Below are 14,111 nucleotides of genomic sequence, written 5' to 3' on the forward strand. Positions count from 1 at the left end.
AAATGGAAAAAAGATTTGAAATTTCCCTATTACTAGATTTTTATGGTGTATTGCTTACTGAAAAGCAAAGAAACATAATGGATTTATATTTTAATAATGATTTGTCTCTATCAGAAATAGCAGAGATAAATAATACTAGCAGGCAAGCTATTCATGATACTATTAAAAGATCTGATAATTTGCTTTTAGTATATGAAGAAAAATTAAAATTATTAAATAAAGACTATAAATTAAAAGACACATTAAAAAACATTATATTGAAATTAGATGATTTACAGATAAATATAAAAGATGAAAAAACAAATCAGTTTATATGTGATATCAAAGCCCAGATTATTGAAAATATTTAGGAGGTTTATTATGGCATTTGAAGGGTTATCTTCTAAGTTACAGGATACCATAAAAAAATTAAAAGGTAAGGGTAAGCTTTCCGAAAAAGATATTAAAGATGCTATGAGAGAAGTAAAATTAGCATTGCTTGAAGCGGATGTTAATTATAAAGTAGTTAAAGATTTTGTGAAAAAAGTTAGTGAAAAATGTTTAGGTAATGGAGTGTTAGAAAGCCTAACACCTGGTCAACAAGTTATAAAAATAGTTAATGATGAGCTAACAGACCTTATGGGTAATTCAGAAAGTAAGTTAGAGTTTTCAACTACGGGCTTAACAGTTATTATGTTAGTTGGACTACAAGGTGCAGGTAAAACCACAATGGGTGGGAAACTTGCTCTTTCACTTAAAAGAAAAAATAAAAAGCCATTATTAGTTGCTTGTGATGTATATAGGCCAGCTGCAATTAAACAATTAGAGGTAGTAGGTAAGCAAATTGATGTTCCAGTATTTACTATGGGAGATAAAGTTAGTCCTGTAGATATAGCAAAAGCATCAGTAGCATTTGCAAAAGAAAATGGAAATAATGTAGTAATTATAGATACAGCAGGAAGACTTCATATAGACGAAATTTTAATGAATGAACTTCAAGATATAAAATCTAATGTCGAGCCAAATGAAATAATGTTAGTTGTAGATTCCATGACAGGTCAGGATGCAGTAAATGTAGCAGAGAGTTTTAATTCACAGCTAGATATAACTGGTGTAATTTTGACTAAGTTAGATGGAGATACAAGAGGTGGAGCAGCACTATCTATTAAAGCAATAACTGGAAAAACCATAAAATTTGTTGGCGCTGGCGAAAAAATGAATGATCTGGAAGTTTTCTATCCGGATAGAATGGCATCAAGAATACTTGGTATGGGTGATGTGCTTTCATTAATAGAAAAAGCACAACAATCTATTGATGAAAATGAAGCCAAAGAACTTGGAAGCAGAATGATGTCTCAAGAGTTTAATTTAGATGATTTTTTAGCATCGATGCAACAAATGAAAAAACTTGGACCATTGAACAAATTGGTTGAAATGATGCCTGGTGTAAATAAAAAAGAATTAAAAGGTGTAGATTTATCTAAAAGTGAAAAAGATATGGGGAAAGTCGAAGCTATCATAAGGTCAATGACTGTCTCGGAAAGAAAACATCCTAATATAGTTAGTGGATCTTCTTCTAGAAAAAAAAGAATTGCCAATGGTTCAGGTACTTTAGTACAACAAGTTAATAAGTTGTTAAAAGACTTTGAGATGATGAAAAAATTTATGAAACAAGCAAAAGGTTTCCAAAAACCCGGTAAAAAAGGTTTGTTTGGTAAAATGCCTTTTTAATAAAATACTTAGAATAATAGACAAATTTACATTTAAGGAGGTGATATACGTGGCAGTTAAAATAAGATTAAAAAGAATGGGTGCTAAACATGCTCCATTTTATAGAGTGGTAGTTGCAGATTCAAGAGCTCCTAGAGATGGAAAATTTATTGAAGAAATAGGATATTATAACCCAACAACAGAGCCAACTACTATTAAAATAGATGTTGAAAAAGCAACTAAGTGGATGAAGAATGGTGCACAACCATCTGATACAGTTAAAAGGTTACTTAGCAAAATAGCAGTCAACTAGAAAAGTTGTAAGTAATGAATGGAGGAGTTTTCCATGAAACAGTTACTTGAAGTATTGGCAAAATATTTAGTTGATAAACCAGAAATGGTGGTAGTAAACGAAGTAGAACATGAGCATATGGTACTTCTTGAATTATCTGTAGCACATGTAGATATGGGGAAAGTTATAGGAAAGCAAGGAAGAATAGCTAAAGCTATTCGAACTGTTGTAAAGGCAGCCGCTGTTAAGGAAAATAAAAAAGTGGTTGTTGAAATAAAGTAAGAGTTAGGTTCTGCCTAACTCTTATTTTAATTAAATTTTTATTTTATATATAATATAAGTAATTTTGAAAGGAGGATTTTGTATGAAAGATTTTATGAGTGTAGGACAGATTGGTAAAACACATGGGTTAAAGGGTGAAGTTAAAGTTTTTTCATTAACTGATAGTCTTGAACGGTTTAAAAAAATAAAAAATGTGTATATTGATGGTGAAATTAGAAAAGTTGAAGGTTGTAAACTTCAAGCAGATAAAGTAATACTTAAAATTGAAGGCATAGATAGCATAGAACAAGCAGAAACATACAGAAACAAGTACTTGATGGTTAAAAGAGAAGATGCAGTTAAATTATCAGAGGGAAGCTATTATGTGGCTGATATATTAGAGTGTAGCGTTTTCGAAGAAGGCGGAGAAGAACTTGGAAAAGTATTTGATGTTCTTAATACACCAGGTAATGATGTATATTGGGTTAAGGGAAAAAAAGAAGTGCTTATTCCAGTGCTTAAGGATATCATAGTTAGCATAGATATTGATAAGCACATAATAATAATTAAGCCAGTAAAAGAATGGCAAGAATGAAAATAGATATATTAACGTTATTCCCTGAAATGTTTGAAGTATTTAATTATAGTATGATAGGCAAAGCAATAGAAAACAATATAATAAATATTTCATCACATAATATTCGCGATTATTCTTTAAACAAACATAAAAAAGTAGATGATTCTCCATATGGTGGTGGCGCAGGTATGGTTATGCTAACTCAACCATTAGTTGATAGTATTAAGGATATTAAGCTACACAATGGTGGAAAGGTGATATTTTTGGGACCAAGGGGTAAAACTTTTACTCAAGATATTGCAAAAAAACTATGCATGGAAAAAGAATTAATATTTGTATGCGGTCATTATGAAGGAATTGATGAGAGAAACTATGATTATATAGATATGGAAATTTCACTTGGAGATTATGTTTTGACAGGCGGAGAAATGGCATGTATACCTATAGTTGATAGTATATGTAGGTTAATTCCAGGGGTATTATCCTGCACTGAGAGCTACACGGAAGAGTCTTTTTATGATGGAGTATTAGAATATCCACATTATACAAGACCAGAATGTTTTGAGGGTAAAAAGGTTCCTGAGGTATTAATTTCGGGTCATCATGAAAATATACGAAAATGGAGAAGACTACAATCATTACTAATAACTAAAGAAAAAAGGCCGGATTTATTTCAGAAACTTAATCTTTCAAAGGAAGATAAAAAACTATTAAGTAATGTAGACACAAAATCTGATATAACATCAGATTTAATTAAATATAAAAATATCTTGTAATTAGGTATAAAAGATATTTTTATATTGATATATATATTTTTTTATGTTAAAATATAGTTTGTGCTAGTACGGACGGTCCTCTGTCATATCATAATGAGCAAGAACGTCACAATAAAATTTTAGGAGGGAATGCACATGTTAGATATTATAAGAGCAATTGAACAAGAACAAATTAGAACTGATTTACCAGATTTTCACGTAGGTGATACTGTTAAGGTTCACATTAAAATCAGTGAAGGTAACAAGGAAAGAATTCAAGTATTTGAGGGAACCGTTCTTAAAAGACAGAATGGTGGCTTAAGAGAATCTTTCACAGTAAGAAGAGTAGCATCTGGTGTTGGTGTTGAAAAAACATTCCCAGTAAACGCTCCAGTAATAGAAAAGATTGAAATTGTAAGACTAGGTAAAGTTAGAAGAGCTAAACTATTTTACTTAAGAGATAGAGTTGGTAAGTCTGCAAAGGTTAAAGAAAAAATGAGATAAAATTGGGGCTGAAAAGTCCCTTTTTACATTTACACATATTTCATTTAGATAGACATAATATTTTGATATACATAACTTTTTAAAAATCTCAATTATGCAATTTAAGTAGTTGAAGCTACATAGTAGATTAATAAGTAGGTGCATGTATTGATAAGAAAAACTTTTAGATTAGCAAAATATACAGCAATTTTACTTTTGATAGCTGTATTTATTATAAATTTCACATTTCAAATAGTAACTGTAAGTGGCGAATCCATGATTCCTACGATGCAAAACAATGACAAATTGTTACTTGAAACAAAATCTAATCAATTAAAAGATGTTAAGAAAAATGAAATTGTGGTTATAAAATATCCTGCTGATATAAGCCAAAGACTAATAAAAAGGGTTATAGCAGTTGCTGGTGATAAAGTTAAAATTAGCGATAATGTATTGTACATAAATGGTAAGATTATTAATGAGTATTATAAAAATGAACGTGTTATGAAAGACTATGATGAAGCTCTAGTGCCACAAGACTCAATTTTTGTTCTTGGTGATAATAGAAATTATAGTAAAGATAGTCGAAGTAGCGATATCGGGTTTGTAAAACTCAATCTTTTGGAAGGAAAAGTAATTATAAGACTTTATCCATTCAATAAAATGGGGAGGATTAGATAAAATGGCTATGAAAATAAATTGGTTTCCAGGTCATATGGCGAAAACAAGAAGACAAATTCAGGAGAGTTTAAAACTCGTTGATGCTGTAATAGAAATTAGAGATGCAAGGATAGTTAAGTCGAGTGCAAATCCACAAATCGATGAAATATGCAAAGATAAGCCTAGAGTTATTTTGTTAAATAAGAGTGATCTAGCTGAAGACAAAGTTACTAAACAATGGATAGAAAAGCTTACAACTGATACTGTAAGGCCACTCGCCGTTAATTGTATTACAGGTCAAGGGTTAAAAAGTATAAAAATCACTCTTGATGAGTTATTGAAACAAAAGCATGATAGACAAAGAAAAAAAGGGTTAGTTAATATAGTTACGAGAGTCATGGTAGTTGGTATACCTAATGTTGGTAAATCTTCTTTTATAAACAAATTAGGGAAAAATAACATTACTAAAACTGGAGATAGACCAGGGGTTACCAAAACTAAGCAATGGGTAAAAACTAGCTTAGGAATAGAGCTAATGGATACTCCAGGGGTATTATGGCCTAGATTTGAAGATGAGACAGTTGGACTTAATTTGGCATTTACAGGTGCAGTAAAAGATGAGGTTATAGATATAGAAGAATTAGCACTTAGATTAGTAGAAAGACTTCAAACTAATAATGCACAACGGTTAATGGAAAGATATAAACTTTCGGAAATCATGGAAAATCCTTTAGATAATTTAGATAATATAGGTAAAAAAAGGGGAGCTGTAATTTCTGGAGGTAATATTGACTATAATAGAGTAGCCGTTATGCTTCTAGATGAATTTAGAGGTGGAAAATTGGGGCCTATATCGTTAGAACGAGTAGACTTAGAGTAGATTTATTTATAATATTAATAGATTGTTTAGATTTAGGTGGCATCTAGAAAAATAAATAGTCAGATTTATATTTATTTTTTAAGATGTCTTATTAAGATAATTTAAAATTACTAAGGAGAGAATACCATGACGTTTAATATTGATTTTTCTAAAATGACTTACAAAGAAATATGTGCAAATATGTTAGACATAGAGAATACTGTAAACGATTGCAATAATAATTATAGTGAAAATATATTAAATATGCTTTTACGAGACGATAGGAAAACTGTTCAAAAGTTAGGTAGTAAAATGTCCAAAAGGTTAGAGCTAAAAGCAAAAGAAATTCAGAGAGTAAGAAAAATGTATAAATTCGACAGAAGTTTTGGAAACCACAAATATATAGCTGGGGTAGATGAGGTTGGGCGGGGGCCTTTAGCTGGACCAATAGTTGCTGCAGCAGTAATATTAGACCTGGAATCGGATGAGGATAAGGATCTAATTTTAAGAGCAAATGATTCTAAAAAATTATCAATAGATTGCAGAAAAGAATTATCTTATATCATTAAAGAGAAAGCCTTAGCCTATAAAATTACTGCTATTGATAATAAACAAATTGATGAAAAAGGCATTGCTTGGTGTAATAATCAAGTATTTATTGAATCCTGTAATGGACTTAGTATCAAACCAGATTTAGTTTTAAGTGATGGATATAAAATAAAAAATTATTCAGATCTAAATGAGTTTGTAATAAAAGGGGATACATTAAGTATAAGTATAGCATGTGCGTCTATTATTGCAAAAGTGTATAGGGATGAATTGATGTTACAGTATCACAATGAATATCCAAACTATGGATTCAATAAAAATGTTGGTTACGGTACAAAGGAACATGTGAGTGCAATAAAAGAACACGGAATTATTGCATTACATAGAAAAAGTTTTCTGAAAAACATATTAGGTGAAGAAAATAATAATTAATATAAAATTTACAAATTCACTCCGAATTTAAAAGGTGGATTTGTAAATTTTGTTTTATAGTCTAATAATTAAGCCTGGAAAGCGTCCTTAATATGGTTGATGTTGAAATCATTATTAGCATTATTTAGGATAACTTCAATAACATCAAATCTAAAATTCGAGTTATTTAATTTTTTTTGTAAAATATAAAACTGCGCTGTTTTATAAATTTTATGTTGTTTAGTAGAAGTAACTGCTTCAGCTGGTGTACCAAAATTTATTCCATACCTACTTTTCACTTCTATAAAGCAGATAAAACCTTTATATTTTGCTATTAAATCTATTTCACCACATTTGCACCTGAAGTTTTTATCTAAAATTTTATAATCTAAATCTCTTAAATAGTTTTCGGATATATCTTCACCAAGTGCACCGATATCTTTATTGAAAGCCTTCATTGAAAACATCCTTTCTTAAATTTATATTATACCTATAGTAAGTTATAAAAGCTTGAAAATCAACACAATATTTGTAACTTAATCAAATATTAGTTATTTGGTTTACATATTAAAAATTATGTTAAGTACCTAAAAAGTAAACATAATTAAATTCAATAAAAATTATTAATGAAAGTTATTTTATTTGTAATTATGTCAATAATCATGAAATAAGAATTAATAAAGGTAAGGGTGATAAAATGGCAATACAAATTATGTCAGCTGCATTTACAGGAATTAATGGCGTTTTAGTTACAGTCGAAATCGATATTACTCGAGGACTACCTGCTTTAAACATTGTTGGACTTGCAGATGTTTCAGTTAAAGAATCAAAGGAGAGAGTACGGTCTGCAATATTAAACTCAGGCTTTGATTTCCCCGTAAGTAGAATAACAATAAATTTAGCACCAGCTGATATTAAAAAAGAAGGTTCTCTATTTGATTTACCAATAGCTGTAGGGATCCTCCTTGCAACTAAACAAATAAACATTAATGATATTAGTGATTACCTTTTTATAGGAGAATTATCTTTATCCGGTAAATTAAAAAAAGTAAGGGGCTCATTACCTGTAGTTATGGAAGGAGTAGAAAATGAAATTGAAAACTTTATAGTCCCTACAGATAATGCAGAGGAATGTAGTCTTGTTAAATCTGCAAAGATATATGCTTTAGATAATTTAAAGCAAGTAGTAGATTATTTTAATTATAAGGATTTAATGCCTTATGAGAGATCCAATAATGAGGAGATACTAATAAATGGGGAGTTAGATTATGAAGATGTTTTTGGACAGGAAAGTTCAAAACGTGCTATAGAAGTAGCGGCTGCAGGAGGTCATAATTTGCTTATGTATGGACCACCAGGTTCTGGCAAATCAATGATGGCTAAGAGGATTCCAACTATATTGCCTCCCTTAAGTCAAGCAGAGTCATTAGAAGTTACAAAAATTTATAGTGTCTCTGGAAAGCTTGGTGATGGAGAAAGAATTATTTTACAAAGACCTTTTAGGAGTCCGCATCATACTATATCACGGATTGCATTTGTTGGGGGTGGGAATAAAATAATACCTGGAGAAATTTCGCTAGCACACAAAGGTGTATTATTTTTAGATGAAATATTAGAGTTCAGAAAAAATGTATTAGAAATATTAAGGCAGCCTTTAGAAGAGAGAAAAATTAGCATCTCAAGAATTAATGGAACAATAGAATACCCATCAAACTTCATGTTTGTAAGTGCATTAAACCCATGTCCTTGTGGATATTATGGATCTTATGAGAGGCAATGTAGCTGTAGTGATTATGAAAGGCGAAGATATTTGAGCAAACTATCGGGACCACTACTAGATCGAATTGATATATTTACTGCAGTAAATTTTCTTCCTTATAAAAAAATAGTTAGTGGTGAAAAAAGTGAAAAGTCTAAGGTTATTAAAAAAAGAGTAGAACAAGCAAGACATATTCAAGAAACAAGATTTAGTACGGAAGGAATTCACTGCAATGCAGAGATGAGTCAAAAGCAAATTAAAAAATATTGTAATTTAGATGACATGGCTAATAAAATTATGGAATTAATGTATGATAAATTTACGCTGAGTACAAGGGCTTATTCTAGAATTCTTAAGGTAGCTAGGACTATAGCAGATCTAGATGGATGCAAAAATATTTTAGATAAACATATAATTGAAGCGGCTGAGTATAGAAAGTTTATTGATGAGAGAATAGTTTGATTATAAATAATAAATAAATAAATAAAGTAGTGGAGGTAAAAAATGAATGACTATGATATATGGTTTTCTTTAGTTAAATTATCACCTAAAAATAAACTTAAATTAATAAATGATTTCCATTGTACACAACAAATATGGTATTATGGTGTACATAATAAAAAAACAGAATATTTTAATAAAAACTTAATTGACGTCCTGACAAAAGCTTGGAGCCAAATTGAAATTGATAACGTACGAAAAAACTGAGAGGTTAATGAAATAAATTCAATTGCGTATTATGAAGATGCATATCCGAAAAAACTTAAAAATTATGATGATGCACCATATACGTTATTTTATAAAGGAAATATCTCACCATTAAATAAGGGCTATAATATTTCAATAGTAGGATCAAGAAAATATTCGAATTACGGTAAGGATGTTACTAAAATTATATGCTCAGATTTATGTTTAAATAATATTAATATTATTAGCGGAATGGCCAAGGGCATTGATACATTTGCTCATGAGAGCAGTTTGGAAAATCAATCATATACTTGTGCAGTTTTAGGCTCAGGATTAGATATAGTATATCCTAAACAAAATTTAAAAGTTTTTAATGAAATAGTTGAAAAAGGCGCTGTTATTTCAGAATTTCTGCCAGGAACACCACCATATGCATACAATTTTCCTTTAAGAAATAGAATAATAAGTGCTCTAAGTGATATTATTATTGTAGTAGAGGCTGGTGAAAAAAGTGGATCATTAATTACAGCAAACTTAGCACTTGAACAAGGTAAAGATGTAATGGCTGTACCAGGATCTATATTTTCCTGTGAGAGTAAAGGAACTAATAAATTAATTAAAGATGGGGCATACCCCCTTACATGTTCAGGTGATATATTTGATTTAATGGGAATAGAAATGAGAGAACAAAATAAAACCATAGTAAAATCCGATAGCAGCCATGTTAACAAACAAGTATATAGCATTATAAATGATAGTCCATTACATATTAACGACATTATTAGAGTAACTAACATTGACATAAAACAATTATATGGGGTATTATTTGAAATGCAGATTAAAAATGAAATATTATGTCTAGCAGGGAATTATTATGTAAAAGTAAATTACAAAATATAAGTAAATATATATAAGTATATTAGAATACATTGATGGAGGGGATAAGATGGGACAAAAACTCGTTATAGTTGAGTCACCTGCAAAAGCTAAAACTATAAAAAAATATTTAGGGAGCAGTTATATAGTAGAAGCGTCCATGGGACACGTTAGAGATTTACCAAAAAGTCAATTAGGTGTTGACATAGAAAATAATTACGAACCAAAGTATATAACTATTCGTGGCAAGGGTGAATTACTTGATAAGCTAAGAAAAGCGGCTAAAAAAAGCGATAAAATTTATCTCGCAACAGATCCTGATAGAGAAGGCGAAGCTATAGCCTGGCATTTAGCAAAAGCTCTAAAAATAGATGAGAAAGACAAATGTAGGATAGAGTTTAATGAGATAACTAAAACAGCTGTTAAAAAAGCAATAAAATCTCCAAGAGTAATAAACGGAACTCTTGTGGATGCTCAACAAGCAAGGCGTATACTTGATAGATTAGTTGGATATGAGATTAGCCCTATACTTTGGAGAAAAGTTAAATGGGGACTTAGTGCAGGACGAGTTCAATCAGTTACACTTAAAATAATTTGTGATAGACAAAAGGAAATAGACAAGTTTATTACTAAAGAGTATTGGACTATAGAATGTGAGTTACTCAAAGAAGGAGAAACTCAGAAGTTAAGTGTTAAATTACTTTCAAAGGGCGGCGTCAAAATTGAAATGAATTCTAAAGAAGAAAGTGATAATGTTATTAACCAGCTTAATGATAAAGAGTTTATTGTAAGTAAAATAAAGAAATCATCAAAGAGTAAAAATCCATTACCACCATTTATAACAAGTACGCTTCAGCAAGATGCATATAGAAAACTTAATTTTGCAACAAAAAGAACTATGTCTATTGCACAACAATTGTATGAAGGTATGGAGGTAGAGGGGTATGGAACAGTAGGGCTAATTACATACATGAGAACAGATTCTACTAGAATAGCTGAGGAAGCTCAAATAAATGCAAAAGAGTTTATTTGTAATAGATATGGAGAAAAATATTATCCTGCTACTCCTAGAATATTTAAAAGTAAAAAAAATATACAGGACGGTCATGAAGCTATTAGACCTTCTGATATTGAAATAACACCAGAACTTGCTAAAAAAACTTTAAAAGCTCCACAATATAAATTATATACATTAATTTGGAATAGATTTGTAGCAAGTCAAATGGAATCATGTTTACTTGATACTATATCTATGGATATAGCAAATGGTGACTATATGTTTAAGGCATCAGGGTCTAAAGTAGCTTTTGATGGATTCAAAAAAATATATGATGAAGAGCTAGATGAAGAAGAAAATACTTTAAAACTTCCAGAATTGAGTAAAGGAGATATTTTATATAGTGAAAAAACAGAGGGGAAACAGCATTTTACATTGCCACCTGCTAAATTTTCAGAGGCATCTCTTGTAAAGACATTGGAAGAAAATGGTATAGGGAGACCAAGTACTTATGCACCAATTATTACAACCCTTCTAAGTAGAAAGTACATACAGAAAGATAAAAAAACTTTGGAAGTAACGGAACTTGGAAATATAGTCAATAATATTGTAAGTGAATATTTTAAACAAATAGTGGATATTGAATTTACAGCACAAATGGAGAATAACTTAGATTTTATAGAAGAAGGACAGGAAAAATGGCAAAGTATAGTCAATGATTTTTTTACACCGCTGAAAGTGGATATTGAAATTGCTGAGAAAGAGATAGCAAAAATTACAATTGAAGATGAAGTTACAGAAGTGAAATGTGATAAATGTGGCAAGTTCATGGTAATAAAACATGGCAGATTTGGTGATTTTATGGCATGTCCTGGTTATCCAGAATGCAAAAATACAAAAGCAATAACTAAAGAATTGGATCTTCCTTGTCCTAAATGTGGTGGAACAATTCTAGAAAGAAGAAGTAAAAAAGGTACTAAATTCTACGGATGCAGCAATTACCCACAATGTGATTTTGTAAGTTGGTTTGAACCAACTGAAATAAAATGCCCTGTATGTAATACATATATGGTTAAAAGATATAGTAAAACTAAAAGCGACTATATGGAATGTTCTAATAAAGAATGTAAACATAAGGAATATAAAGAGGAAGAAAATAGTGAAGAAAAGTAAAATCTAAATATTAATTAAGTCGATTCATTATAGTATATAAATATTATGTCGAAATTTATGAAAATACTGTTGATATAGCATTAATGTTGTGCTATTATTAATTAGAGAAAGAACGATTCTAAAAATTTTAAATATTTTGAATTCAATATATTCTAAAGAAAAATAACTTTATGAATTGTCTTAATAATATAAGTTTTGTAGTTTTTAACATAAATGAGGAGGAATATTGTGTCACTATTAGATAAAACAAGAATGTTGAATAAGATATTGCAAAAATCAGGAACAGAACCAGTAGTTTTTGATGACATTTGTAATTTATTAAGCGATGTATTGCAATGTAATGTATATATTGTTAGTAGAAAAGGAAAGATATTAGGTTATAATTTATCCAGTGGATTTGAATGTGATGTTGTAAAGGATGAAATTTTAAAGAATATGAGATTTCCAGAAAATTACAATAACAGTTTGCTTAATATTAATGAAACAAAGGCGAATCTTACAAATGAAAATGGTTGTGTATTTGAAGATACTAGAGAATGTGCAATAGAACATAAAATGTCCACCATAGTACCAATAAACGGAAACAGAGAAAGATTAGGTACACTTTTACTTGCAAGATTTGATAAAGATTTTACTGAGGATGATTTAGTTTTAGTTGAATATAGTGCCACTATAGTGGGTCTTGAAATTTTAAGAGCTAAGAATGATTTAATAGAAGAAGAAGCAAGGAAAAAAGCAGTAGTACAACTTGCTATTGGAACTTTATCTTATTCTGAGCTAGAAGCTGTGCAACATATTTTCAATGAATTGGATGGTAGCGAAGGATTGCTCGTAGCATCTAGAATAGCAGATAAAGTTGGAATAACTAGATCTGTTATAGTTAATGCATTAAGAAAATTTGAAAGTGCAGGAGTAATAGAATCAAGATCCCTCGGTATGAAGGGTACTCATATTAAAATATTAAATGAAAAGTTAATTGACGAATTAAAAAAAATAAAATAAACGAAGGCAGAACATTTTTGTTCTGCCTTAAGTTATTTTATTTAAAAAGTATAAATATGTATTAAATGAGAATACTAATAATTGTATTATACTCAAAGTTTTACTAAAAACTTTGATATTCAATAAAATTTTTATTGAATACATTCTTAGCTTGTGATATACTACACAAGTGAGAAAATACACACATTACTTGATTATGGGAGGGTTCCAATACTTGGACTTCAATAAGATGATAGTAATGGAGGTAAAAACCAAGGAGGTTATTATTAATGGCAGTTATATCAATGAAGCAATTATTAGAGGCAGGTGTTCATTTTGGACATCAAACTAGAAGATGGAATCCTAAAATGGCACCATACATATTTACAGAAAGAAACGGTATATACATTATTGATTTACAGAAAACAGTTAGAAAAATCGATGAGGCATATGACTTTATTAAATCTGTATCTGAAGAAGGTAAGGATGTCCTATTTGTAGGAACAAAAAAACAAGCTCAAGAAGCTATTAAATTTGAATCAGTAAGAGCAGGAATGCATTTTGTAAATAATAGATGGTTAGGCGGAATGTTAACTAACTTTAAAACAATTAAAACAAGAATACAAAGATTAGAAGCATTATATAAAATGGAAGAAGATGGAATATTCGAAGTTCTTCCTAAAAAAGAAGTTAGTCATCTTTTAAATGAAAGAGAAAAACTAGAAAAGAATTTAGGCGGAATTAGAAGCATGGATGCAAACAAAATTGGAGCTTTATTTGTTGTAGATCCAAGAAAAGAAAAAAATGCAATCTCTGAAGCTAAAATTCTTGGAATTCCTGTAATTGCAATAGTCGACACAAACTGTGATCCAGACGAAGTTGATTATGTAATCCCAGGAAATGATGATGCTATAAGAGCAGTTAAATTAATAACTGAAAGATTAGCTGATGCTATTATTGAAGGAAAACAGGGTGAACAATTAGCTGAATAATAGTAACTATATTTATCTAATAAAATAATAAGATGATTATTGGCAGGAAAGTTGAGGGGTAGGTGGAAGTTAATTCTTTCATTTACCTTTAAAATTAGATAGGAATAGGA

At 29.9% G+C, this 14,111-nt stretch carries 17 protein-coding genes; 16 read left to right on the top strand and 1 reads right to left on the bottom strand.

The window, feature by feature from the left end; all coding sequences use genetic code 11:
- The first annotated feature begins 2 nt into the window (after positions 1 to 2).
- The 10 genes from LGK95_RS00720 to LGK95_RS00765 all read left to right on the top strand — a co-directional run bounded on the left by LGK95_RS00720 (position 3) and on the right by LGK95_RS00765 (position 6,557).
- Positions 3 to 350: a putative DNA-binding protein gene (locus LGK95_RS00720; protein WP_226121145.1), complete on the top strand. Its 348-nt coding sequence runs from the start codon at positions 3 to 5 to the stop codon at positions 348 to 350.
- A 10-nt stretch (positions 351 to 360) separates the two neighbouring features.
- A complete protein-coding gene (gene ffh / locus LGK95_RS00725) occupies positions 361 to 1,710 on the top strand; it encodes a signal recognition particle protein (RefSeq protein WP_226121147.1) in 1,350 nt (449 codons plus the stop codon).
- A gap of 49 nt (positions 1,711 to 1,759) precedes the next feature.
- Entirely contained in the window at positions 1,760 to 2,002 is a 243-nt protein-coding gene (gene rpsP, locus LGK95_RS00730) for a 30S ribosomal protein S16 (RefSeq protein WP_226121149.1), read from the top strand.
- A 33-nt stretch (positions 2,003 to 2,035) separates the two neighbouring features.
- Positions 2,036 to 2,263 carry a KH domain-containing protein gene (locus LGK95_RS00735; RefSeq protein WP_226121152.1) on the top strand — a complete coding sequence of 76 codons (228 nt, stop codon included), beginning with the start codon at positions 2,036 to 2,038 and terminating at the stop codon, positions 2,261 to 2,263.
- A gap of 82 nt (positions 2,264 to 2,345) precedes the next feature.
- Complete coding sequence (rimM, locus tag LGK95_RS00740; protein ID WP_226121154.1) at positions 2,346 to 2,837, top strand: ribosome maturation factor RimM; 492 nt, start codon at positions 2,346 to 2,348, stop codon at positions 2,835 to 2,837.
- On the top strand, positions 2,834 to 3,595 hold the full coding sequence (trmD, locus tag LGK95_RS00745; RefSeq protein WP_226121739.1) for a tRNA (guanosine(37)-N1)-methyltransferase TrmD: 762 nt from the start codon (positions 2,834 to 2,836) through the stop codon (positions 3,593 to 3,595). The genes rimM and trmD overlap by 4 nt, the downstream gene beginning before the upstream one ends.
- A gap of 135 nt (positions 3,596 to 3,730) precedes the next feature.
- A complete protein-coding gene (gene rplS / locus LGK95_RS00750) occupies positions 3,731 to 4,078 on the top strand; it encodes a 50S ribosomal protein L19 (protein WP_226121156.1) in 348 nt (115 codons plus the stop codon).
- A 147-nt stretch (positions 4,079 to 4,225) separates the two neighbouring features.
- Positions 4,226 to 4,738, top strand: coding sequence for a signal peptidase I (gene lepB / locus LGK95_RS00755; protein ID WP_226121158.1), 513 nt, complete (start codon positions 4,226 to 4,228; stop codon positions 4,736 to 4,738).
- Positions 4,739 to 4,745: 7 nt separating this feature from the next.
- Positions 4,746 to 5,597: a ribosome biogenesis GTPase YlqF gene (gene ylqF / locus LGK95_RS00760; RefSeq protein WP_226121742.1), complete on the top strand. Its 852-nt coding sequence runs from the start codon at positions 4,746 to 4,748 to the stop codon at positions 5,595 to 5,597.
- A gap of 180 nt (positions 5,598 to 5,777) precedes the next feature.
- Positions 5,778 to 6,557, top strand: a complete 780-nt coding sequence (locus LGK95_RS00765; protein ID WP_226121744.1) for a ribonuclease HII — start codon at positions 5,778 to 5,780, stop codon at positions 6,555 to 6,557.
- Between the two features lie 68 nt (positions 6,558 to 6,625).
- Here LGK95_RS00765 and LGK95_RS00770 read toward each other — a convergent pair whose 3' ends face one another.
- Positions 6,626 to 6,994, bottom strand: coding sequence for a YraN family protein (locus LGK95_RS00770; RefSeq protein ID WP_226121160.1), 369 nt, complete (start codon positions 6,992 to 6,994; stop codon positions 6,626 to 6,628).
- Positions 6,995 to 7,176: 182 nt separating this feature from the next.
- Between LGK95_RS00770 and LGK95_RS00775 the strand changes: the two genes are divergently transcribed.
- The 6 genes from LGK95_RS00775 to rpsB all read left to right on the top strand — a co-directional run bounded on the left by LGK95_RS00775 (position 7,177) and on the right by rpsB (position 14,001).
- A complete protein-coding gene (locus tag LGK95_RS00775; protein ID WP_226121746.1) occupies positions 7,177 to 8,757 on the top strand; it encodes a YifB family Mg chelatase-like AAA ATPase in 1,581 nt (526 codons plus the stop codon).
- Positions 8,758 to 8,799: 42 nt separating this feature from the next.
- The gene (locus tag LGK95_RS22620) at positions 8,800 to 9,003 is read left to right on the top strand and encodes a hypothetical protein (protein WP_319001878.1); all 204 of its coding nucleotides are present in this window, start codon (positions 8,800 to 8,802) and stop codon (positions 9,001 to 9,003) included.
- A 21-nt stretch (positions 9,004 to 9,024) separates the two neighbouring features.
- Complete coding sequence (gene dprA, locus LGK95_RS00780) at positions 9,025 to 9,882, top strand: DNA-processing protein DprA (RefSeq protein ID WP_404814391.1); 858 nt, start codon at positions 9,025 to 9,027, stop codon at positions 9,880 to 9,882.
- 46 nt (positions 9,883 to 9,928) lie between these two features.
- Positions 9,929 to 12,028, top strand: a complete 2,100-nt coding sequence (gene topA / locus LGK95_RS00785) for a type I DNA topoisomerase (protein ID WP_226121163.1) — start codon at positions 9,929 to 9,931, stop codon at positions 12,026 to 12,028.
- Positions 12,029 to 12,253: 225 nt separating this feature from the next.
- Positions 12,254 to 13,030 (top strand): GTP-sensing pleiotropic transcriptional regulator CodY, encoded by a 777-nt coding sequence (codY, locus tag LGK95_RS00790; protein WP_226121756.1) that lies wholly within the window; start codon positions 12,254 to 12,256, stop codon positions 13,028 to 13,030.
- Between the two features lie 269 nt (positions 13,031 to 13,299).
- Positions 13,300 to 14,001, top strand: a complete 702-nt coding sequence (rpsB, locus tag LGK95_RS00795) for a 30S ribosomal protein S2 (RefSeq protein WP_226121165.1) — start codon at positions 13,300 to 13,302, stop codon at positions 13,999 to 14,001.
- Positions 14,002 to 14,111: the final 110 nt, after the last annotated feature.

Source organism: Clostridium algoriphilum, assembly GCF_020443705.1.
In the GTDB taxonomy this organism is placed as follows: domain Bacteria; phylum Bacillota; class Clostridia; order Clostridiales; family Clostridiaceae; genus Clostridium_AD; species Clostridium_AD algoriphilum.

Excerpts from the sequence above, each read along its gene's own strand:
- trmD (WP_226121739.1), top strand. The coding sequence starts at position 2,834 with ATGAAAATAGATATATTAACGTTATTCCCTGAAATGTTTGAAGTATTT.
- LGK95_RS00770 (WP_226121160.1), bottom strand. The coding sequence starts at position 6,994 with ATGAAGGCTTTCAATAAAGATATCGGTGCACTTGGTGAAGATATATCC.
- rplS (WP_226121156.1), top strand. The coding sequence starts at position 3,731 with ATGTTAGATATTATAAGAGCAATTGAACAAGAACAAATTAGAACTGAT.
- topA (WP_226121163.1), top strand. The coding sequence starts at position 9,929 with ATGGGACAAAAACTCGTTATAGTTGAGTCACCTGCAAAAGCTAAAACT.
- ffh (WP_226121147.1), top strand. The coding sequence starts at position 361 with ATGGCATTTGAAGGGTTATCTTCTAAGTTACAGGATACCATAAAAAAA.
- rpsB (WP_226121165.1), top strand. The coding sequence starts at position 13,300 with ATGGCAGTTATATCAATGAAGCAATTATTAGAGGCAGGTGTTCATTTT.
- LGK95_RS00735 (WP_226121152.1), top strand. The coding sequence starts at position 2,036 with ATGAAACAGTTACTTGAAGTATTGGCAAAATATTTAGTTGATAAACCA.
- rimM (WP_226121154.1), top strand. The coding sequence starts at position 2,346 with ATGAAAGATTTTATGAGTGTAGGACAGATTGGTAAAACACATGGGTTA.
- LGK95_RS00765 (WP_226121744.1), top strand. The coding sequence starts at position 5,778 with ATGTTAGACATAGAGAATACTGTAAACGATTGCAATAATAATTATAGT.
- LGK95_RS00720 (WP_226121145.1), top strand. The coding sequence starts at position 3 with ATGGAAAAAAGATTTGAAATTTCCCTATTACTAGATTTTTATGGTGTA.
- LGK95_RS22620 (WP_319001878.1), top strand. The coding sequence starts at position 8,800 with ATGAATGACTATGATATATGGTTTTCTTTAGTTAAATTATCACCTAAA.
- ylqF (WP_226121742.1), top strand. The coding sequence starts at position 4,746 with ATGAAAATAAATTGGTTTCCAGGTCATATGGCGAAAACAAGAAGACAA.